Origin of the sequence: Catellatospora bangladeshensis, assembly GCF_016862575.1 — a bacterium.
GTDB classification, from domain to species: domain Bacteria; phylum Actinomycetota; class Actinomycetes; order Mycobacteriales; family Micromonosporaceae; genus Catellatospora; species Catellatospora bangladeshensis.
This window is the reverse complement of record NZ_BONF01000045.1, coordinates 1-20,446: the sequence shown is the minus strand read 5'-3', so window position 1 is coordinate 20,446 and position 20,446 is coordinate 1. Positions and strand designations below refer to the sequence as shown.

Genomic DNA, 20,446 nt, shown 5'->3' with positions numbered 1-20,446 from the left:
TCATCGTCCTACATGGACGTGGGCCGCCCATAGAGCCGCCGCGGCCGGATATCGGTCACGCAGCCGCCGTACGGCGCCGTGCAGCGCGGTCGCGGCGTCCAGGGGCCGGTACGCGGCCGCGTCGGCAGCGAGCCGCTCGTGCACGTACGCGGTGACGTCGGCGGCGACGTCGTCGGCGACCCGCCACAGTGTCCCGACGACCTGGCCGTATCCGGCGAGGTGGAAGGCGCCGGTCAGGTGCACCGCCTCGTCGGGCAGGGTCCGGGCGGGGTGGCTCGTCGCGCAGGCGGACAGGTAGGCCAGCTCGGCGTGCGGCAGGTGGGCGCGGGACAGCTCCCGCACGGTCAGCGGGCGCCGGTCGTGGTCGTACAGCAGCAGGCGGCTCAGGCCCGGCTGGTCGGCACGCCCGGCGGCGTGGCAGGCGAAGTGCGCCCAGCGCCGCCGGGCCAGCTCGGCCAGCACCTGCTCGCCGGTCGCCGCCGCTCCGCTCAGCAGGTGCGCGCCCGGGTAGAGCGCGGCCACGGTCTCGGCCTCCCGTACGGCGTGCGGCAGCGGCGGCGCGGCGGGCGTGTGCGGCATCGCGACGACCAGCGGCCCGTCCACCGCGCCCGGCGGCACCGCCCGGTCGCGGTGGTGGCACAGGCTGCGCAGGGTCGGCGTGTACGACGACACGACCGCGTCGAGCGCGCTCCACCCGTCCTCGGCGGCGTGCAGGGGCAGGAACGCCAGCGGCCCGCACGGCATCCACCACATCCGGGCGGGGGTGCCGCCCGGCCCGGTGACGCCGAGCGCGGCCAGCACCGGGCCGGTGACCGTGCGCCACAGCCAGCCCAGGATCTCGCGTACGGTCTCCCCCGCCGCGGCGACCTCGGCCAGCGAGCCGGTGGCCGTGACCGCGGCGAGGAAGCGGCGGGCCGCCGCCTCCGCACCGTCCAGCGTCAGCTCCGGCAGGGGCAGGACCTCGACGCGGCCGTCGCGGACGAGCAGCGCGTCGCAGCGCAGGCCGCTGACGTTCACCACCGCGACCGGCCCGTCCCGCCCGGCCGCCAGCAGCTCGGGCAGCGACGGCGGCGCGAGGAAGCCCTCGTGCCCCGGGACGGCGCGGATCCGGTCCACCAGCGCCGACCAGCGGCGTGCCAGGTGGGCGCGCTCCTCGGCGGCGGCGACGCCCGCCGCGACCCCCTCGGCGGGCGTGGGCTCGGCCCGGGTCAGGCCGCGCAGCTCGGTGAACTCGGCCGCGAGCGCGGGGTGCCGGGCGGCCAGGTCGGTGACGTCGGCCCAGGTGTCGAGGGTCTGCGACAGCAGCACGCCGCGCCCCTGCTCCAGCAGCCGCAGCGCCAGGCCCGGGTCACCGGCGGTCAGGGCGCACGCGGCGGCGTCGGCGGCCAGGTGGCGGTGCTCACCGAGCAGCCGCTCGGCGTCCACGGCGGCCCGCTCCCGGCCCGCGGTCTGCGGCAGCAGCGCCACCGCCAGCCCGAACGCGCGCACGGCCTCGGCGAGGCGGCCGGGGTCCAGGAACGCCAGCAGCGACCAGTGGCGTGCCGCGACGGCCCGCACGCCGGGCGGGAGTGCGAGGTCCTGCGCGGTGTCGCGGAACAGCTCGCGGGCCGCGGTGGGCTCCTGGCCGGACCGGTCGGCGTGGGCGTACTCGGCGCGGCCCAGCAGCAGCCGGGCCCAGCCCGCGTTCGGGTGGGCCGCCGGGGTGGCCCGGACCGCGCCCCGGGCGGCCCGGCGGAACTGGTTGAGCAGCACCGGGTCCGGATCGGACGCGTACGTCGCACGCAGGATGCCCGCGTACACGGTGTGCCGCTCGGGCTCGTTGGGGTGCCCGCCGGGCGTGGCCGCCAAGGCGGCTCGAGCCGCGGCGGCCGCCTCGGCGAGCACCTCCGGCTGCCCGGCATGCGCGGCACTGACCAGGGCCAGCGCGAGGTTCGACTGCATCCGCGCGTACAGCGGGTGCCCCGTGGGCAGCGCCCCGGCCGCCGCGCGGGCCAGCGCCACGGCCCGGTCCAGGGTCTGCGCCTCCCCGGTGACCGTGTGCACCAGGCGCAGGCACTCGCCGAGGTTGCTGCGCGTGGCGACCCAGTGCTCGCGTCGCTCGGGGGTGTCCGGCTCGGGCGCGGCGTCGTGCGCGGCCTGGAACGCCGAGCACGCCTCGTGCAGCACCGCCGAGTCACCGGTGGCATGGTGGTATCCGAGCAGCACGCCGCCCAGGTTGAGCAGCCGGCCGCCGTGCCGGGCGTCCGCGGCGGGCGTGCCCGCCACCACGGTGCGCAGCAGCTCGACGGCCTCGCGCAGGTCCGCCGGGCCGCCGCCCGCCTTCGCGCGCAGGGTCAGCGCACCGGCGAGGTTCGACATGGTCGGCAGCGCCGCGGACCCGGTGAGCACCCCGGCGGTGAGCACCGCCCGGAACTCCGCGATGGTGTGCTCCAGATCGGGCAGCCGCCCGGCCTCCTCGTAGCGGGTCCAGTACAGCGTCGCGCGGTCGTTGCGCAGGCCCCAGTGCTCCTCGGGGGTGCCCGCCGCGGCGAGCAGCCGGTCCAGCTCGGCGATCCGGCGGTCGAGGGGCTGGGTCACAGCAGGTTCGCGCCCCGTTCCAGCTGGGCGGCGAACGCCTCCACGGTGGCCCGGTGCGGGTGGCCGGGAGGCAGCGCGGCCAGCGCCGTGCGCAGGTGCCCGCGCGCCTCGTCGAGCAGCGCGCGGGACGGGGTGCGGCTCAGCTGCACGGCGATGGCGCTCGCCAGGTTGACCCGTACGTTGGCGTAGTGCGGGCTGTCGGGCCGGACCAGCTCGACCGCCTCGCGCGCGGTGACCACCGCCTCCTCGATCAGCGCCGGGTCGCGGGTGACGCCGTAGAGCAGCTTGAGGGCGTTGGTCAGGTTGCCGAGCGCGCCGGGGTACTCCGGGCTGTCGAGGTCAAGCTCGGCCACGATCCGGCGGTTCAGCTCGACCGCCTCGGGCAGCGCGGTGCTGTCGCCGAGCCGCAGGTGGCGTTCCAGCAGCACGGTGGCCAGCGCCGACGCACACCGGAACCACTCCTGCGAGCCGTCCGGCGCGAGGTCGAGCCCGCGCCGCCCGGCCTGCTCGGCGGTGTCGAGCCGGCTCTGCAACGCACCCTGCCCGCCACCGCGGGTCGCCGCCTCCCGGTGCAGCACGCACAGCATCGACCAGGCGACGGCCTGGTCGGCGGGGTCGGGGCACTCCTTGGTGGCCAGGTCGGCGGCGACGATCGCGAGCTGCAGCGACTGCGGATCGGCGCTGCGCGTCGCGACCAGGCGCAGGGTGTCGGCGTTGGCGAGCAGCCGGGCGGGGTCGGTGGCGCCGGGCCGGGCGGCCCGCCCGCGACGCAGCCACTTGAACACGGCAATCCCCCTGCCCGCCGGTACGCCTGGGACCTCACGGTAGCCCGCGGACAGACGTCTGTCGATTCTGGACGGACCCGGGCGGGTCGCAGGTGGGGACACGGCCCGCCCGGGGTGTTCGTCAGACGGTGATCCGGCCCGCGCCCGCGCCCGCGGACACGCTCGCCTTCACCGAGCCGGCGCTGTCCAGCGTGTACGAGTACGGGATGCTCGACACGCTGCCGCCGCCGCTCTCCGGGGAGCCGGAGCCGGTGAAGTAGTTGTTGCGCTGCACGACGGCGCCGTCGGCGGAGTCGGCGTACCCGACCAGGGTCGGCTCGTCGACGCTCTCGAAGTAGTTGCCCTCGACGAGCACGCCGGCGCCCATGGTCGACGCCACGCCGTACTCGTTGCCGCGGTAGTAGTTGTTGTACACGTGCACGGGGTTGCCGAAGCGCACCCGCGGGTGCCGCGTGCCCGAGCCGTCGAACCAGTTGTGGTGGTAGGTCACCCGCAGGTGGCCGCGGTCCTCGCTGCCGTTGTCGTCGCTGTGGCCGAGCAGCATGGACTTGTCGTGGCCGTAGACGCGGTTCCACGACACCGTCACGTAGTCCGAGGCGCGCTTGACGTCGACCGCGCCGTCGTACCCGTTGGTGAAGCTGTTGTGGTCGATCCAGACCCGGGTGGAGTACTGGACGTTGACCGCGTCGTCGTTCCAGTCGCGGAACGAGATGTTGCGGACGATCACGTTGCTGGCGTTGGAGATGTTCAGCCCGCAGCCCGCGATCACCGCGCCGGAGTTGCCGAGGATGGTCTTGTTGGAGCCGACGGTGATCATGCCGGAGCAGGAGATCGTGCCGGAGATCCGGACCACCCGCGCGGTGCTGCCGGAGACGGCGCTGGACAGGGCCGACGAGCTGTTCACCGTGGTGGCCGAGGCGCTGCCGCCGCCGGTCGTGCCGCCGCCCTGGGTGGCCCAGCCGACGAGGCCGGTCTGCGAACCGCCGCCCCCGCCCCCGCCGCCGCCCGAGCCGACCGGGACCAGCTGCCAGTGCTGGTTCCAGCCGTTGAGGTCGGCGTACTGGCTGATGATGCCGCCGTCGGCGGTGGACCACTCCCACACGTCGAGGGCCTTGCCGCTGTGCCGGTTGAGGAACTTGACGTACCCGCTGTCGGTGTCGCGCACCGCGAAGTGCTGGCGGGTGGTGCCGTTGTCGGGGTTCTGCACCAGCCCCGTCCCGTCGCTGGCGTTGGGCAGTTCGAGGAACTTGCCGCTCAGCCGCGAGCGCAGCTTGTAGTAGCCGCTGCCCGCGTCGACGAACTGCCACTGCTGCTGGTTGCCGTCGTTGCGGGCCCACTGCACGATCGGCGCGCCGTCGGCGGTGCTGAAGTTGTACAGGTCGACCGCCTTGCCGCTGTGCCGCGACACGATGACGTACCAGGCGCCGGTGTCGATGGTGACGGCCTGCGCGGCGGGGGCGGCGACGACCGCGCCGGCCGCGGCGAGCGCGAAGGTGAGCGCGCCGATCGCGGCGGCACGCCAGCGCCGCCGTCGTCCGGCGCCGGTCCGTGGAGTGCTTTCTGACATCGGATGTCCTCCGAGGGTCGGACCGCGGAAGGTATGGGCGTACCTGCTCCGCGGTGGAAGGTGAGCGGGTTCGGAAAGCGCTTTCCAATCCCAAAGGCTACGTAGCACGTAGACACCTGTCAATGAAACGTGCATGCCAGATGTGCGCGGTCACATCCGCCGCCCCTGTCGGCGGGGCAGCTCTTACGGACTTGCGTCCTCCCGCGCGCATCTGGCCGCGAGTCTTTGAGAGTGGCGGCAAGGGGTGGACGGGTAGCATCGACGGATCCGTCCAACGTGTGCAAGGAGGCCGCGTGGTGCACGAGGTTCGCGGAGTCGTAGCGCTGAAGAAGAACGCGCCGGTGAGCATCGAGACGGTGCTGGTCCCCGACCCCGGTCCCGGTGAGGCACTGGTGAAGGTGCAGGCATGCGGGGTGTGCCACACCGATCTGCACTACCGCGAGGGCGGCATCAACGACGACTTCCCGTTCCTGCTCGGACACGAGGCCGCGGGCGTGGTCGAGGCCGTCGGCGAAGGCGTGACCGAGGTGGCGCCCGGCGACTACGTCGTGCTCAACTGGCGCGCCGTCTGCGGCCACTGCCGCGCCTGCCTGCGCGGCCGTCCCTGGTACTGCTTCGCCACGCACAACGCCAAGCAGAAGATGACCCTGGCCGACGGCACGCCGCTGTCCCCCGCCCTCGGCATCGGCGCGTTCGCCGAGAAGACGCTGGTCGCCGCCGGGCAGTGCACCAAGGTGGACCGGTCCGCTCCGCCGGAGGTGGCCGGGCTGCTCGGCTGCGGCGTGATGGCGGGCCTCGGCGCGGCTATCAACACCGGCGGGGTGACCCGCGGCGACACCGTCGCGGTGATCGGCTGCGGCGGCGTCGGCAACGCCGCGATCGCCGGAGCGCGGCTGGCCGGCGCGACCACCATCATCGGCGTGGACCTGGACGACAACAAGCTCGCCTGGGCGCGCCAGCTCGGCGCGACGCACACCGTGAACGGCGCGCAGGCCGATGTGGTCGAGTCCATCCGCGAGCTGACCGGCGGCTTCGGCGCCGATGTGGTGATCGAGGCGGTGGGCCGCCCGGAGACGTACGAGCAGGCGTTCTACGCGCGGGACCTGGCCGGGACCGTGGTGCTGGTCGGCGTGCCCACCCCGCAGATGCGCCTGGAGCTGCCGCTGCTGGACGTGTTCGGCCGCGGCGGCGCGCTCAAGTCGTCCTGGTACGGCGACTGCCTGCCCAGCCGCGACTTCCCCGTGATGATCTCGCTCTACCTGCAGCGCCGGCTGCCGCTGGAGGCGTTCGTGTCCGAGCGCATCGAGCTGGGCGACGTCGAGGAGGCGTTCGCGAAGATGGGCCGCGGCGAGGTGCTGCGCTCGGTGGTGATGCTGTGAGCGGCGGGGCGCGGATCGAGCGCGTGGTCACCTCGGGCACGTTCAGCCTGGACGGCGGCACCTGGGAGGTCGACAACAACGTCTGGCTGATCGGCAACGACAGCGATGTGCTGGTCGTCGACGCGGCGCACGACGCCGACGCGATCCTGGCCGCGGCCGGGCGGCGGCGGGTCGTCGCGATCGTGTGCACGCACGGCCACAACGATCACATCGACGCGGCCCCGGAGCTGGCCCGGCGGACCGGCGCGCCGATCATGCTGCACCCCGCGGACCGGATGCTGTGGGACGCGATCCACCCCGACCGGGCGCCCGACCGCGAGCTGGAGGACGGCGACTGCCTGACCGTGGCGGGCGCCGAGCTGTGGGTCAACCACACGCCGGGGCACTCGCCGGGCGCGGTGTGCCTGCACGCACCGCAGCTGACCGCGCTGTTCTCCGGGGACACCCTGTTCCAGGGCGGGCCGGGGGCGACCGGGCGGTCCTACAGCGACTTCGGCACCATCATCGGCTCGATCCGCGACCGCCTGCTGATCCTGCCGCCGGAGACGGTCGTGTACACCGGCCACGGCGACACCACCACCGTCGGCGCGGAGGCCCCGCACCTCGACGAGTGGATCGCCCGCGGCCACTGACCCCGGCCCGGCCGGAGGCCCGCCACGGGACCTCCGGCCGGTGCGGGGCTAGTAGCCCCAGCGGCTCTTCAGCAGCCGCCAGAAGTCGCGCAGCATCCACTTGTCGAACTCGGTGATGCTGCTGGCGCTGCCCGCCTTCATCAGGAAGCAGCACTGGCCCGTCGGCGTCCAGTCGTAGAAGTCGTCAAGGCCGAACGTGTGTCCTACCTCGTGCAGGTAGATGTGCATGTTCTCCGCGTTGAGCGCGCCGGTGAAGTACTCGCTGCCCACGCGCTGGCCCCAGTCGCCGCCCGCGCCGCCGCCGAAGCCGGAGGTCAGCCACAGTGACATGTCGTAGTGGTGCGACGCGCCGCCGGGGCAGCCGGAGTAGTTGCCGTCCTGGTGGAAGAAGCGCCCGCACGGCTCGCTGCACTGCGGCGCGTTCTCCCGGATGTCGTTGACGTAGACGTCCACTGAGCTGTCGGTCCACTCCAGCGTGGCCCGGTCCCGGACGGCCCAGCCCACCACCTTGATCGGGACCTCGGCGTATGGCCAGCCGTTGTGCCCGGCCATCACGTCCATCCACTTCTTCCACTGCCGGGCCAGCGCGGCGTGGATCTGGTCGCGCAGCGCGGCCGAGACGCGGGCGCTGGAGTCCCAGCGCACGCAGTAGTTGATCCGGCCGCCGCCCGCCATCACCTGGTCCCAGCCGTAGTTGCGGAAGGTCAGCAGGTTCGGGTACGTCGACTGGTAGTGCGCCCGGACCTCGTTGAGCGGCGTGACCAGGTTGGACGGCGGGTTCCAGCCGCTGGTGGGCGGCGGGGACGCCGACGGGGACGACGACGGCGACACCGAGGCGGAGGGCCGTGGCGAGGCCGAGGCGGAGGCGGACGGCCCGCCGGTCGGCGTGGTGGTGCCGGTGCAGGCGACGCCGTTCAGGGTGAACGCGGTGGGCACGGGGTTGCTCGTGGTCCACGCCCCGTTGAAGCCGATCGAGGTGGTGGCCGAGGTGCCGAGGCTGCCGTTGTAGCTCATGCTGGCGGCGGTGACCTGGCTGCCGCTCTGCGTGTAGGTGGCGCTCCAGCCCTGGGTGACCGCCTGGCCGGCGGCCGGGAACGTCCACTTCAGCGTCCACGCGGTGAGCGGGTCGCCGAGGTTGGTGATGGCGACGTTGGCGGTGAACCCGCCGCCCCACTGGGACGCGACGGTGTAGGCGACGCGGCAGCCGCTGGCTGCGGCGCCGGCCGGGGTGGCGACCAGGCTCCAGGCCGCCACGGCGGCCGCCGCCGTGGCGGCGAGCAGCGAGGTAAGGGCAGCACGCTTTCTCGTTCGAAGCATGAAGGACTCCGGGGGTACGGGCGCAGAAATGCGCGCGGACAGGTGCGGACGCGTGACGCGAGTGCCCGGTGTGACGTCACGTGCAGATGCGGACGAGTCCATCCAATGCGGACGAGTCCGGTAAGGCTCCCGGACACACCATGAACTCCGAAAAGGTTTTCGGCAACCCGAAGCGCCTCAATGATCGCGACTTCGTGTCATGATCTGCGCTCCAGCCGCAGATCATGACACGAGACACCGATCATCACGGCCGCCCGCGACCGGGCCGGCCGGTCAGCTCGCGGTGACCCGGCCCGCGTCCACGGTGATGGACCGGTTGGTGTGGACCGCGTCGAGCATCTGGCGGTCGTGGGTGACCAGCAGCAGCGTGCCGGTGTACGAGTCCAGCGCCTGCTCCAGCTGCTCGATCGCGGGCAGGTCGAGATGGTTGGTGGGCTCGTCGAGCACCAGCAGGTTCACGCCGCTCGCCTGGAGCAGCGCCAGCGCGGCCCGGGTCCGCTCGCCCGGCGACAGCGTCGCGGCGGGCCGCAGCACGTGCGCCGCGCGCAGCCCGAACTTGGCCAGCAGCGTGCGCACGTCGCCGGGCGCCATCGCGGGCACCGCCGCCGCGAACGCGTCCACCAGCGGCTGGTGGCCGAGGAACCGGCCGCGGGCCTGGTCGATCTCGCCGACGACCACGCCGGGGCCGAGCGCGGCGCTGCCCCCGGCCAGCGCGGTCCGGCCGAGCATCGCGCGCAGCAGGGTGGACTTGCCCGAGCCGTTGGGCCCGGTGATGGCGACCCGGTCCGCCCAGTCGATGCGCAGGTCCACCGGCCCGAGGGTGAAGCCGCCCTGGCGCACCACGGCGCCGTTGAGAGTGGCCACCACCGCGCCCGCGCGCGGGGCGGCGGCGATGTGCATCCGCAGCTCCCACTCCTTGCGCGGCTCCTCGACCTCCTCCATCCGCTCGATCAGGCGCTCGGTCTGCCGGGCCTTGGCGGCCTGCTTCTCGGTGGACTCGGTGCGGAACGCCTTGCCGATCTTGTCATTGTCGGGGGATTTGCGGCGGGCGTTCTTGACGCCCTTCTCCATCCAGGCGCGCTGCATGCGGGCGCGGGCGAGCAGCTCGTCCTTCTTGTCGGCGTACTCGTCGTAGGCCTCTCGGGCGTGCCGCCGGGCGGTCTCGCGCTCCTGCAGGTAGGACAGGTAACCGCCGCCGTACTGGCGGATCTGCTGCTGGGCCAGGTCCAGCTCGACCACGCGGGTGACGGTCCGGGTCAGGAACTCGCGGTCGTGGCTGACCAGCACGGTGCCGGCCCGCAGCTCGCCGACGAAGCGCTCCAGCCGGTCCAGCCCCGCCAGGTCGAGGTCGTTGGTGGGCTCGTCCAGCAGGAAGATGTCGTACCGGCTGAGCAGCAGCGACGCCATGCCCGCGCGGGCGGCCTGGCCCCCGGACAGGGCCGTCATCGGGTGGTCGAGGTCCACGTCGAGGCCCAGCTCGGCAGCCACCGCCTCGGCACGCTCGGGCAGGTCCGCGCCGCCCAGGGCGAGCCAGCGCTCCAGCGCCTCGCCGTACTGGTCGTCGGCGCCCGCGGCGCCGACGGCGAGCTGCTCGGCGGCCAGGTCCATCGCCTGCTGGGCGCGGGCCACGCCGGTGCGCCGGGCCAGGAAGTCGCGCACGGTCTCGGCCGGGCGGCGTTCGGGCTCCTGGGGCAGCAGCCCGACGTTGGCCGTGGGCGGGTTCAGCGTGATCGTGCCCTGCTCCGCCGGGACCAGCCCGGCGAGCAGGCGCAGCAGGGTCGACTTGCCGGCGCCGTTGACGCCGACCAGGCCGACCACGTCGCCCGGCGCGACGACCAGGTCCAGGTCACTGAACAGGACCCGCTCACCGTGCCCGGCGGTCAGTCCCCGGGCCACCAGGGTCGCGCTCACCGCCGCACCTGCCCACGCTCGTCGGAAGTCACCCGGGAAGACTATCGGCCGCGCCGGCCACCGGGCCGGTCAGCCGACCATCTCGTGCAGGTAGCACCAGCGCCAGTTCTCGCCCGGCTCGAACGACTGGATGACCGGATGGCCCACCGCGTGGAAGTGTGCGGTGGCGTGCTTGTTCGGCGACGAGTCGCAGCAGCCGATGTGCCCGCAGCTCAGGCAGCGGCGCAGGTGCACCCAGCTGGTCCCGTTGGCCAGGCACTCCTCGCAGCCCTCGGCGCGCGGCGCCGGGTCGTCGGCCTTCTTGAGATCCTCACACGCGGTCATGCTCACTCCATCCGTTCCAGCATCGATTCCTCCAGGTCCATGTCGCGCTGCGCTCGGACCAGCACGTCCTCAGGGATCCGGCCGGCGTCGCGGGCGCTGCGGAACACGTCCCGCTCGGCCTCCAGCATCTCCCGGCGCAGCCGGACGTACGCGGCGGATGGGGTTTCCCGTTCCCCGCCCAGCCGCTCCCAGATCGTGTTGGCGCGCAGCTCGGTAAGGCTGCGCAGCTTGTCGACGACGTCCGGGGGCGCCGCGCCCGCCCGCTCCTCCAGCCGCTCGCGGGCGGCCCGGCTGGCGTGCTGCTGCGTCTGCGCCTCGGCCAGGATGTCGGCGGTCTTGTCGTCGCCCTGCACCCGCAGCATGCGGGCCACCAGGGGCAGGGTCATGCCCTGCAGCACCAGCGTGCCGACGATGACCGCGAAAGCGAGCCAGACGAACAGCGCCCGGGGGTAGGTCTCGCCCCCGGCCAGGGTCGCGGGCAGCGCCAGCGCGGTGGCCAGGGTGACCACGCCCCGCATGCCCGCCCAGGCCAGCACCGTCGCGCCGGGGAAGTCCAGCCCGGTGCCGCGGCGGCGCACCCGGGGCAGCAGCCGGACCAGGAACGTCGCCGGGTACATCCAGGCGAACCGGGTCGCCACCACGGTCGCCAGCACGGCGATGGTCAGCCCCACGACCTGCGCCACAGGTGTGTCCAGGGCCGCCAGCACCTCCCGCAGGTTCAGCCCGACCAGCAGGAAGACCAGGCCCTCCAGCATGAAGGTGACCATGCGCCAGAACGCGCCCATCTGCAGCCGGGACGCGGCCGACATCAGCGTCGGCATCCGGTGCCCGAGGTAGAGGCCCGCGACGACGACGGCCACCACGGCCGAGGCGTGGATCGACTCGGCGACCACGGTCACCGCGAACGGGGTGAGCAGCGAGATCGAGTTGTCCAGCAGCGGGTCGGTGGTGCGCCGGTGCAGGAACGCCGCGGTGACCGCGCCGAGCGCGCCGACCGCGATGCCGCCGCCCGCGGCGACCAGCACCTGCTGCCCGATGGCCACCGGGCCGACCGCGAGCCCGAGGGCCACCGCCACCGCCACCCGGAACAGCACCAGGGCCGTCGCGTCGTTGAGCAGGCTCTCCCCCTCCAGGATGGTCACCAGCCGCCGGGGCAGCCCGATCCGCCTGGCCACGGCGGTCGCGGCGACGGCGTCGGGCGGGGCCACCACCGCGCCGAACGCGAGGCAGATGGCCAGCGGCACGGAGGGCAGCAGCGCGTGCACCACCAGCCCGACCGCGACCGCGGTGAACAGGACCAGACCGACGGCGAGCAGCAGGATGGGGCGCAGGTTGAGCCGGAACGCGGGCACCGAGGTCTCCAGCGCGGCCACGTACAGCAGCGGGGGCAGCACGCCGATGAGCACCAGTTCCGGTTCGAGCACGATGACCGGGAAGCCCGGCACCAGGGCCAGCACCAGCCCGACGACGACCAGCGCGATCGGCGCCTGCAGGCCGTACTTGCGCGACAGTCCGGAGACCGCGACCACCACCACGGTCAGCACGACCGCCACCACGAGGGCTTCCACGGTCAGAGCCTATGGCGCGGGTGGGCCGGGGAGGCATATGTCACCGGTCACCAGGTCCGTTACGGCGCGCACGGGCATGAATCCTCGCTGACCACGGCGATCAGCGCAGTGACGGGCGACCGGAGCGCAGGATTACCGTCTCACATCGCAGGAAATATGCGCACGCACGCATGGGTTAACCCGATGTTCATCATTGCCTGCCGCCCGGTCAGTAGCGGCGGACCGCCGCCCGGTTCTCGCCCGCATTGGGCGTTCTACCTGCCGGTCGGTAGGGAGGCTAAATGAACTCATCGTGAAAGGTAGCCTGACCGGCCGCCCGGCAAGGAGTTTCCGCAGGTCACGGCGTTGACCAGGTAGCCGCGGCGGATGTTTGATCAGCAGGATCTCACACCACGGCCAGCAATGGGAGGAGGGGTTCCGATGGAGGAGACGGCTCGGGCCATCGGCCACCGGCTGTGGGTGGTGACCGCGATGACCAGCCTGATGCTGTTCCTGATCGCGGGTCTCACCGTCATGGCACAACCGCTGCGGGCGTCGGCCGCGCCGCTCACCGACCAGGTGTCGGTGTCCACGCAGGACGCGACGGCAACCGCGCTCGACGGCAACCGGCGCTGCTACAAGCAGGTCTACCGCTGGAAGCACCGGTGGCACAAGAAGTGGGTCTGCAAGCACTACTACCACAAGCACCACAAGAAGAATTACCACCACAAGAACAACTGGCACTACAACAACTACGACCACCACGGCGGCTACCACCGCTGAGGTCGGCTGGAACCGGACCGGCGGCCCCGACCGCCGGCCCGGCCGTGCCCGGCGTGTCACCGCGGCGGAACTGGCACGATGATCGCCATGCCTGAGATGGACCTGCTGCCGGCCACCCGCCGCGCCCTGCTGCACCGCCTCGCCACCGCCCAGGCCGAGGGCCGGGCACCGTCCCTGGTCGGCGCCGTCCTGCGCGACGGCGCTCCGGTATGGACCGAGGGCCGCGGCCTCGTCGACGGCGCACCCCCCACCGCCGACACGCAGTACCGCATCGGCTCGCTGACCAAGACCTTCGTCGCCGTGCTGGTGCTGCGGCTGCGCGACGAGGGCCGCCTCGACCTCGCCGACACCCTCGGCGCCCACCTCCCGCAGGCCCCGGCCGCCACCGCCGGGCTCACCCTCGCCCAGCTGCTCGCGCACACCGGCGGCATCGCCGCGGAGACCCCGCCGCCGTGGTGGGAGCGCACCGACGGCGGCGTACGCCCCGAACCGGCCGACATCCTCGAACCGGAGCCGGTCAAGCACCCCGCCGGGCGGCGCTTCCACTACTCCAACCCCGGCTACGCGCTGCTCGGCGCCCTCGTGGAGCAGCTGCGCGGCGCGCCGCTCGGGCAGGTGCTCCACGAGGAGATCCTGGCGCCGCTCGGCATGACGCGCACCTCCCTGCTGCCGCAGGCGCCGCACGCCCACGGCTGGGCGGTGCACCCGTGGGCCGACGTGCTGCTGCCCGAGCCCGCCACGGACACCGGGCGGATGGCCCCGGCCGGGCAGCTCTGGTCGACCGTGCAGGACCTGAGCCGCTTCGGCGCGTTCCTGGCCGCGGGCGACCCCGCCGTGCTGGCCGAGGCCACCCTGACCGAGATGCGCACACCGGTCGCGCCGCCCGACGGCCCGGCCTGGGACGCCGGATACGGCCTCGGCCTGATGCTGAAGCAGGACGGCGGGCGGCAGCTCGCGGGCCACACCGGCTCGATGCCCGGCTTCCTGTGCACGCTGTGGGTCTCCCCCGCCGACCGGCTCGGCGCGATCGCGCTGGCCAACACCACCACCGGCCTCGCCGTGGGCGGGCTCGCGGCGGACCTGCTGCGCATCACCGCCGAGCACGAGCCGCGCATCCCCGACCCGTGGCGGCCGCTGGACACCTACGACCCGGCCCTGCTCGAGCTGACCGGCCCCTGGTACTGGGGACCCGGCGCGGTCGCCGTCCGGCTGCGCCCCGGCGGCGACCTCGAACTCGGCCCGCTGACCGGCCCCGGCCGCGCCGCCCGCCTCAAGGCGCAGCCCGACGGCACCTGGCTCGGCCTGGACGGCTACTACGCCGGCGAGACCCTGCGCGTGATCCGCGACGCGTCCGGCACGGTCACCCACCTCGACCTGGGCAGCTTCGTCTTCACCCGGGAACCCTACGGCGACCCCGACGTAACCCCCGGCGGCCTGGACCCCCACGGCTGGCGCCCCGGCCCCGCCTGACCGAAAGGAAGGGCACCTTGTCATCGGATTCCGTAGTAGAAGGTGCCCTTCCTAACCCTGGGTGGAGCGCTGGGCGGCGGCCACCGCGAGTTCGACGCGGGAGGTCAGGGCCAGCTTGGCGAGGATGCTGGACACGTGGGACTGGACGGTGCGGCGGGACAGGTAGAGCTGCGCGGCCACGTCCGGGTTGGACATGCCCTGCGCGACCAGGTCGGCCACCACGCGCTCGGTGTCGGTGAGCGCCTCCCAGCCGTGCTTGGGCCGCCCGCGCGGGCCGCGCACCCCCGCGCGCACCCCCGCCTCGCGCAGCCGGGACCTGGCGCGGGCCGCGTCCCAGCCCGCATCCAGCCGCGCGTAGAGGTCCAGCGCCCGGGCCAGGCGCTCGCGGGCCGCCGCCGCGTCCCCGGCGGCCGCCGCTGCGAGCGCGGCCGCCTCGTGCGCGTACGCCTCGTACAGCGGCCACCCGGCCTCCTGGAACGCCGTCACCGCGGCCAGCGCGGGCTCGGCCGTGCCGTCGGCCGCCGCCCGGCACAGCGCCGCGCAGCCGGTGAGACCGGCCGTGCCGTGCGCCGCGGCCAGCGTGTCCAGATCGTCGGCGAGCGCCCGCAGGCGCCCGGTGTCGCCGGCCGCGGCCAGCACCCGGGCCAGGTCGGGGCCGACGCGATACATCCTCCGGCGCGCGGACGGCCCGGCTGCCCGCTCCCAGCGGGGGAACAGCAGCGCGGCGGCCTGCCCGGCGTCGCCCTGCGCCTCGGCGGCCAGGCAGCGCGCCCAGTCCACCAGGTACCGGTCGCCCTCGACCGCCGGGCCGGGGCCGGTGAACTCCCCGCCCGGCGTGTCGCCGCGGTGCACCGCGATCAGGTCGGCGAACGCCAGCAGGCGCGCGCCGTGCCCGACCGGGTCCGGGCCGTCCAGCCCGCTGCGCACCTCCGCCAGGGCGTCGTCCCACCTGCCCTGCAGGAAGCGCAGGTGCGCCCGCACCGCGTGCGCCGTGGTCAGGAACATGCCGCCGGTGCGCTGGTTGTGGCGCACCGCGATCGCCGTCGCCTCCTCGGCCTCGGCGAACCGGTCCAGCTCCAGCAGGCACACCCCGCGCATCACGTACGGATCGATCTGGAGGTCGGGCTGGATGCCGTGGCCCAGCTCGGCCAGCCCGCGATCGGTCAGCGCCAGCGAGCCGGCCATATCGTCCCCGATCAGGCCGAGCGCTCTGGCCAGGCAGCCGATGGCGACCGCCGCCCGGTCACCGGCGGCCTCGCCCTCGGCGACGGCCCGGTCCGCGGCAGCCTCCGCCTCCTCGGCCCGGCCCAGCAGGTGCAGGCACATCGCGGCGATGCCCCGGAACCGGGCCGCCTGGCCCGGTGAGGTGCACGGCGAGGCCACCGCCCGCTCCGTCTCGGCGACCGCCTCCGGCAGGCGGCCCTGGCGGTAGCAGGCCTGCACCAGCAGCCAGCGCAGGTCCGGTTCGGTGTCCGGCCCGGCGCCCCCGCCCAGCGCGGCGCGGGCGGTCTCCTCGGCCTGCGCCGGTTCGCCGTCCCACAGCAGCGCCCGCACCAGGTACGCGTACAGCGGCCCGCCCGCCCCCTCCCCCGTCTCGGCCACCGCGCGCCGGAGCAGCTTCACCGCCAGGTCGGGGGCGCGGCCGGTGAGCGCGTCGGCGTGGGCGGTCAGCCACTGCACGCCGTCGGGCCCGAGCTCACCACCGGCGAGCAGGTGCGCGCCGGTGCGCTCGGACAGGCCGGGGCCGCCGGACAGCGCCCGGCCGGCCCGCTGGTGCAGGGCGGTCTGGACCGCCCGGGGCACGCTGCGGGCCAGCAGTTCGCGTACGACGCCCTGCCGGAAGCGCAGCGTGCCGCCGTGGTCGGCCAGCATGCCGCTGTCGAGCGCGTCGACGAGGACCTCGGAGATCTCCATGACCGGCCGGTCGAGCACCTGCGCGAGCTGCCCGACGTCCACGGTCGAGCCGAACACCGCGGCCGTCTGCAGGACCTCCCGGTACGCCCGGGGCACCAGCTCGGCCTGGCGGCGGGTGAGGTCGACCAGCGGCTCGGGCACCGCATCGGGATCGGCGGCGGCGCCGCCGGACAGCTCGGCATGCCCACCCGCCACCGTGATCAGGCCGTCGCGCAGGTATGCCGTCAGCACCGTCTCCAGGTACATCGGGTTGCCGGTGGACCGGCGCAGCAGGCGGCGCAGCAGCGGACCGGGTGGTGCGCCCAGCTGCCGCTCCGCGAGCGCGACGGTCGCGGCCTCGGGCAGCGGCTCCAGCCGCAGCCGCAGGGCACCACCGGCCAGCAGGCTGCGTTCCAGGCCCTCCAGCGCGTCGCCCTGCGCGAGCGCCCGCGCGGCGGTGGCCAGCAGCAGCGGCACCTGCTCGATGCCGCGGGCGAGGCGGTGCAGCACCACGATGCTCGACGGGTCGGCCCATTGGGCGTCGTCGAGCAGGAGCGCGACCGGGCCCCGGCTCAGCCACCGGTCGGCGAGTTCAAGCAGCGCCTCGGTGACCGCCAGCTCGTGGTGGGCCGCGTTCATGCTGTATGCCAGCGCGTGCTCGCCCCGCAGCATCGCCGTCACGCGGGCCAGGTCCTCGTCGGTGCCCTGCAGCGGCCGGGCGCAGGCCGACAGCGCGGCGAACGGCAGCCGCTGCTCGACCTCCTCGGCGGTGCCGTGCAGCGTACGCATGCCGAGCGCCGCGCACTCGGCGGCCAGCTCGCCCAGCAGGGCGGTCTTGCCGAGGCCGATCCCGCCCTCGATCACGACGGCGCGGCCCCGCCCGGCCGCCGCGCGGCGCGCCGCCGTACGCAGCTGTTCGAGCTCGGCGCTCCTGCCCACCAGTGCCGGCCGCGCGGACCCCACGTGATCAGGGTAGGGGGCCGGGCAGGGCCGATCGGCGGTCAGCGGGCGACGCTGCCGCCGCGCCCGGCCGCGGTGGGCATCGGCTGGCGGCGCGAGCGCGCGGCGGCCAGCTGCACCGGCGCTTCCGGCGCGGCGAGCGAGGCCTGCTGCCGGCGCTCGTACAGGTGGGTGGAGACCGCGTAGCAGAACGTGATCACGCCGAGCATCTCGAACAGCTCCTCGACGGACGCCGCGAGCAGGTACTCGACGTACGCCGGGCCGGTGCCGACGTTGCCGCCCACGTCGCGGCCGACGAACGCGCCGATGATCTCCATGCCGACCGCGCCGAGGATGAACAGCACCCCGCCCCCGGCCACCAGCAGCCGCATGCGCAGCGGCAGCCGGAACAGGAAGCGCACGTACGACACGCAGAAGACGAGCACGAACGGCGCGGCGACCACGATCCAGGAGAGGTAGGACGCCTTGCCCAGCTCGACGAGGCCGGTCTTGCGGCTCATCTCGTGCATCTGGGCGACCTCGTCCATGGACAGGAATGCGAAGACGCCGGACAGCACGCGCCAGTGCAGCGCGTACTTCTCGCCGTTGTTCCGTACGTCGTTGGCGATCTCCCAGAGCACGTACGCGGCCAGCATCAGCAGCGCCGAGGAGAACCAGGTGGGGAGGTTCTTCTCCTTATCCACGTTGAAGAACGTGGTCCACCACGCGAAGGCGGGCACGACGTTGTGGTGCCCCAGCCCGTGGTAGACGAAGTTGCCGCCGAGGCTGAGCACGTGCAGGCCGGCCACGCAGCAGAGCAGGTAGCGCAGCAGCGTGCGGGGAAGCGGCAGGTTCATTCTCATCGCGGCCCTGTTTCGACTGGTCGGCCGCCCGGCTCCGAGCGGGCGGGTCGACGGTTATAACGGTCGAAACGCCCCAAACGATGCTTCCCCGCGGTCGTCCGGCCCGACACAGCGGGGCCCGCGACCTCGACGGACGTGCGAGATCACGGGCCCCGGGTGGAGTGGAGCGGTCAGTCCAGCCCGTTACGGCCGATCACCGCGGCGTACCAGTGCGCGCTGTCCTTCGGCACCCGCCGCTGCGTGTCGTAGTCGACGTGCACCAGGCCGAAGCGCTTGCCGTAGCCGTACCCCCACTCGAAGTTGTCCATCAGCGACCAGGCCAGGTAGCCGCGCAGGTCGGCACCCCCCTCGATGGCGGCGTGCGCGGCCCGCAGGTGGCCGTCGAGGTAGGCGACGCGGTCCGCGTCGGCCACCCGGCCGTCCTCCACCACGTCGGCATAGGCGGCGCCGTTCTCGGTGACCATCAGCGGCGTCTCCGGGTAGTCCGCCGCGAGCCGCAGCAGCAGCCCGGACAGGCCCGTCGGGTCCACCGGCCAGTCCATCGCCGTGACCGGCGCGTTCTGCCGCACGAACTCGGCGCCCTCGGTGCCCGGATTGGGCAGCCCGCAGGTCGCGCCGATCCGGGCCCGCACCAGCGCGGGCTGGTAGTAGTTCACGCCGAGCAGGTCGATCGGCGCGGCGATGACGTCCAGGTCGCCGGGGCGGATCACGTCCGCCGCGCCGAACCGCTCGAACAGCGCCAGCATGTCCTGCGGGTAGCGCCCGCGCAGCGCGGGCTCCAGGAACAGCCGGTTCTGCAGGCCGTCGATCTGCCGGGCCGCCGCCACGTCGTGCGGGTCGGCCGGGTTCGCCGGGCGGGAGTCGGTCAGGTTCAGCGTGAGCGACACCTCCCGCGCCCCGCCCGCCCGCAGCGCGCGTACGGCCAGGCCGTGCCCGAGCATCAGGTGGTGTACGGCCTCGAAAGCCGCCTTGGGGTCCTGCCGTCCGGGCGCGTGGTCGCCGCTGGCGTATCCGAGGAACGCCGAGCACCACGGCTCATTCAGCGTGGTCCAGGTCGCGACCCGGTCGCCCAGCCGGTCCACCGCCGCCGCGGCCAGGTCGGCCAGGTAGTGGGCGGTGTCGCGGTTGGTCCAGCCGCCCCGGTCCTCCAGCACCTGCGGCAGGTCCCAGTGGTAGAGCGTCACCATGGGGTCGATCCCGTGGGTCAGCAGCTCGTCGACGAGGCGGTCGTAGAAGTCCAGGCCGCGCGGGTTGACCGGCCCGGAGCCGTCGGGCTTGATGCGCGGCCAGGCCAGCGAGAACCGGTAGGTGCCCAGGCCCAGCTGGGCCATCAGCGCCACGTCGTCGCGGTAGCGGTGGTAATGGTCGCAGGCGACGTCACCGGAGTGGCCCTCGAACACCCTGCCCGGCGTGCGGGAGAAGGTGTCCCAGATCGACGGCATGCGCCCGTCCTCGGTCGCCGCCCCCTCGATCTGGTACGACGCGGTCGCCGCCCCCCACCGGAACCCGGCCGGGAAGCGGAGCGCGGCGGTGCCGGCCAGCTGCTCCTGCGTGCTGGTGATCGTCACGACTTCACCGCTCCCTGCATGATGCCTCCGATGATGTACTTGCCGAGCAGCGCGAAGACCACCAGCAGCGGCACCGTCGCGATCGCCGTGCCGGTCAGCGACAGCGAGTAGTCGGTGATGTAACCGCTGGCCAGGGTGGACAGCACGGTCTGCACGGTCGGGTCCTCGGGGGTGAGCACCACGAGTGGCCAGAAGAAGTCGTTCCACGCCCCCATGAAGGTGAGCATGCCCAGCACCGCCGCGGCCGGCTTGGCCGCCGGCATCACCACGTGCCAGAAGATGCGCAGCGTGTGGCAGCCGTCGACCCGGGCGGCCTCGATCAGCTCACTCGGCACGGCCTCGCGTAGGTACTGCGTCATGAAGAACACGCCGAACGCGGTGACCAGGCCGGGTGCGATGACCGCGTAGATGGTGCCGGTCCACTCGATCTTGGCCATCAGCATGTACAGCGGGATGATGCCCAGCTGCGTCGGGACCATCATCGTCGCGATGACGCTGACCAGCAGGAGGTTGCGGCCCTTGAAGGTCAGCTTGGCGAACGCGAAGCCGGCCAGCGTCGAGAACAGCACCACACTGATCGTGATGGACAGCGACACGACGATCGAGTTGACCACCGCCTTGCCGAACTCGACCGTGTCGAACGCCCGCTCGATGTTGGCGAACAGGTTCGGGCCCAGCCCGAACGGCGGCGGGACCTGCCCCAGGATGCCGTTGTCGTGGGAGGCGACGACCAGCGACCAGTAGAGCGGGAACCCGGAGAACAGGGCCAGCCCGGCCAGCGCGAGGTAGGCGAGCTTGCCCGGCCGGCGATCGGCGCGGAACACCCGGCGCCGGCGGTGGGTCGGGGCCTTCTCCTGCGTGGTGGCGGTGGGCCTGGTGATGGTGGTGGAC

The 20,446-nt window shown here is 73.7% G+C and carries 15 protein-coding genes; 4 read left to right on the top strand and 11 right to left on the bottom strand.

Annotated features, from left to right (window positions below; genetic code table 11):
- From Cba03nite_RS32770 to Cba03nite_RS32760, 3 genes are all read right to left on the bottom strand, one after another.
- Entirely contained in the window at nt 1–2,577 is a 2,577-nt protein-coding gene (locus tag Cba03nite_RS32770; protein ID WP_203754806.1) for a CHAT domain-containing protein, read from the bottom strand.
- On the bottom strand, nt 2,574–3,362 hold the full coding sequence (locus Cba03nite_RS32765) for a tetratricopeptide repeat protein (protein ID WP_203754803.1): 789 nt from the start codon (nt 3,360–3,362) through the stop codon (nt 2,574–2,576). Before Cba03nite_RS32765 ends, Cba03nite_RS32770 begins: the two co-directional genes overlap by 4 nt.
- 121 nt (nt 3,363–3,483) lie before the next feature.
- Complete coding sequence (locus Cba03nite_RS32760) at nt 3,484–4,929, bottom strand: RICIN domain-containing protein (RefSeq protein ID WP_203754800.1); 1,446 nt, start codon at nt 4,927–4,929, stop codon at nt 3,484–3,486.
- Nucleotides 4,930–5,222: 293 nt separating this feature from the next.
- Here Cba03nite_RS32760 and Cba03nite_RS32755 point away from each other — a divergent pair, with 293 nt between their 5' ends.
- Together Cba03nite_RS32755 and Cba03nite_RS32750 are read left to right on the top strand one after the other, a co-directional pair.
- Nucleotides 5,223–6,308 carry an S-(hydroxymethyl)mycothiol dehydrogenase gene (locus Cba03nite_RS32755; protein WP_203754798.1) on the top strand — a complete coding sequence of 362 codons (1,086 nt, stop codon included), beginning with the start codon at nt 5,223–5,225 and terminating at the stop codon, nt 6,306–6,308.
- Nucleotides 6,305–6,940, top strand: coding sequence for an MBL fold metallo-hydrolase (locus Cba03nite_RS32750; RefSeq protein ID WP_203754796.1), 636 nt, complete (start codon nt 6,305–6,307; stop codon nt 6,938–6,940). Before Cba03nite_RS32755 ends, Cba03nite_RS32750 begins: the two co-directional genes overlap by 4 nt.
- 48 nt (nt 6,941–6,988) lie before the next feature.
- On the opposite strand, the gene Cba03nite_RS32745 is transcribed toward Cba03nite_RS32750, so the two are convergent.
- From Cba03nite_RS32745 to Cba03nite_RS32730, 4 genes are all read right to left on the bottom strand, one after another.
- Nucleotides 6,989–8,257, bottom strand: coding sequence for a cellulose-binding domain-containing protein (locus Cba03nite_RS32745; protein ID WP_203754794.1), 1,269 nt, complete (start codon nt 8,255–8,257; stop codon nt 6,989–6,991).
- A gap of 273 nt (nt 8,258–8,530) precedes the next feature.
- Nucleotides 8,531–10,168 carry an ABC-F family ATP-binding cassette domain-containing protein gene (locus tag Cba03nite_RS32740; RefSeq protein ID WP_203754792.1) on the bottom strand — a complete coding sequence of 546 codons (1,638 nt, stop codon included), beginning with the start codon at nt 10,166–10,168 and terminating at the stop codon, nt 8,531–8,533.
- Nucleotides 10,169–10,237: 69 nt separating this feature from the next.
- The gene (locus Cba03nite_RS32735) at nt 10,238–10,492 is read right to left on the bottom strand and encodes a UBP-type zinc finger domain-containing protein (RefSeq protein ID WP_203754790.1); all 255 of its coding nucleotides are present in this window, start codon (nt 10,490–10,492) and stop codon (nt 10,238–10,240) included.
- Nucleotides 10,493–10,494: 2 nt separating this feature from the next.
- Nucleotides 10,495–12,060 (bottom strand): Na+/H+ antiporter, encoded by a 1,566-nt coding sequence (locus Cba03nite_RS32730; RefSeq protein WP_203754788.1) that lies wholly within the window; start codon nt 12,058–12,060, stop codon nt 10,495–10,497.
- Nucleotides 12,061–12,480: 420 nt separating this feature from the next.
- Here Cba03nite_RS32730 and Cba03nite_RS32725 point away from each other — a divergent pair, with 420 nt between their 5' ends.
- The gene (locus Cba03nite_RS32725) at nt 12,481–12,822 is read left to right on the top strand and encodes a hypothetical protein (RefSeq protein ID WP_203754786.1); all 342 of its coding nucleotides are present in this window, start codon (nt 12,481–12,483) and stop codon (nt 12,820–12,822) included.
- A gap of 87 nt (nt 12,823–12,909) precedes the next feature.
- Nucleotides 12,910–14,292, top strand: a complete 1,383-nt coding sequence (locus tag Cba03nite_RS32720; RefSeq protein ID WP_203754783.1) for a serine hydrolase domain-containing protein — start codon at nt 12,910–12,912, stop codon at nt 14,290–14,292.
- 51 nt (nt 14,293–14,343) lie between these two features.
- Here the strand turns inward: Cba03nite_RS32720 and Cba03nite_RS40440 are convergent, their stop codons facing one another.
- The 4 genes from Cba03nite_RS40440 to Cba03nite_RS32700 all read right to left on the bottom strand — a co-directional run bounded on the left by Cba03nite_RS40440 (nt 14,344) and on the right by Cba03nite_RS32700 (nt 20,379).
- Nucleotides 14,344–17,148, bottom strand: a complete 2,805-nt coding sequence (locus tag Cba03nite_RS40440; RefSeq protein ID WP_203754780.1) for an ATP-binding protein — start codon at nt 17,146–17,148, stop codon at nt 14,344–14,346.
- 38 nt (nt 17,149–17,186) lie between these two features.
- The gene (locus tag Cba03nite_RS32710; protein ID WP_203754777.1) at nt 17,187–17,987 is read right to left on the bottom strand and encodes a DUF8692 domain-containing protein; all 801 of its coding nucleotides are present in this window, start codon (nt 17,985–17,987) and stop codon (nt 17,187–17,189) included.
- A 170-nt stretch (nt 17,988–18,157) separates the two neighbouring features.
- The gene (locus tag Cba03nite_RS32705) at nt 18,158–19,549 is read right to left on the bottom strand and encodes a GH1 family beta-glucosidase (RefSeq protein ID WP_444542259.1); all 1,392 of its coding nucleotides are present in this window, start codon (nt 19,547–19,549) and stop codon (nt 18,158–18,160) included.
- 2 nt (nt 19,550–19,551) lie between these two features.
- Complete coding sequence (locus tag Cba03nite_RS32700) at nt 19,552–20,379, bottom strand: carbohydrate ABC transporter permease (RefSeq protein ID WP_203755000.1); 828 nt, start codon at nt 20,377–20,379, stop codon at nt 19,552–19,554.
- Nucleotides 20,380–20,446: the final 67 nt, after the last annotated feature.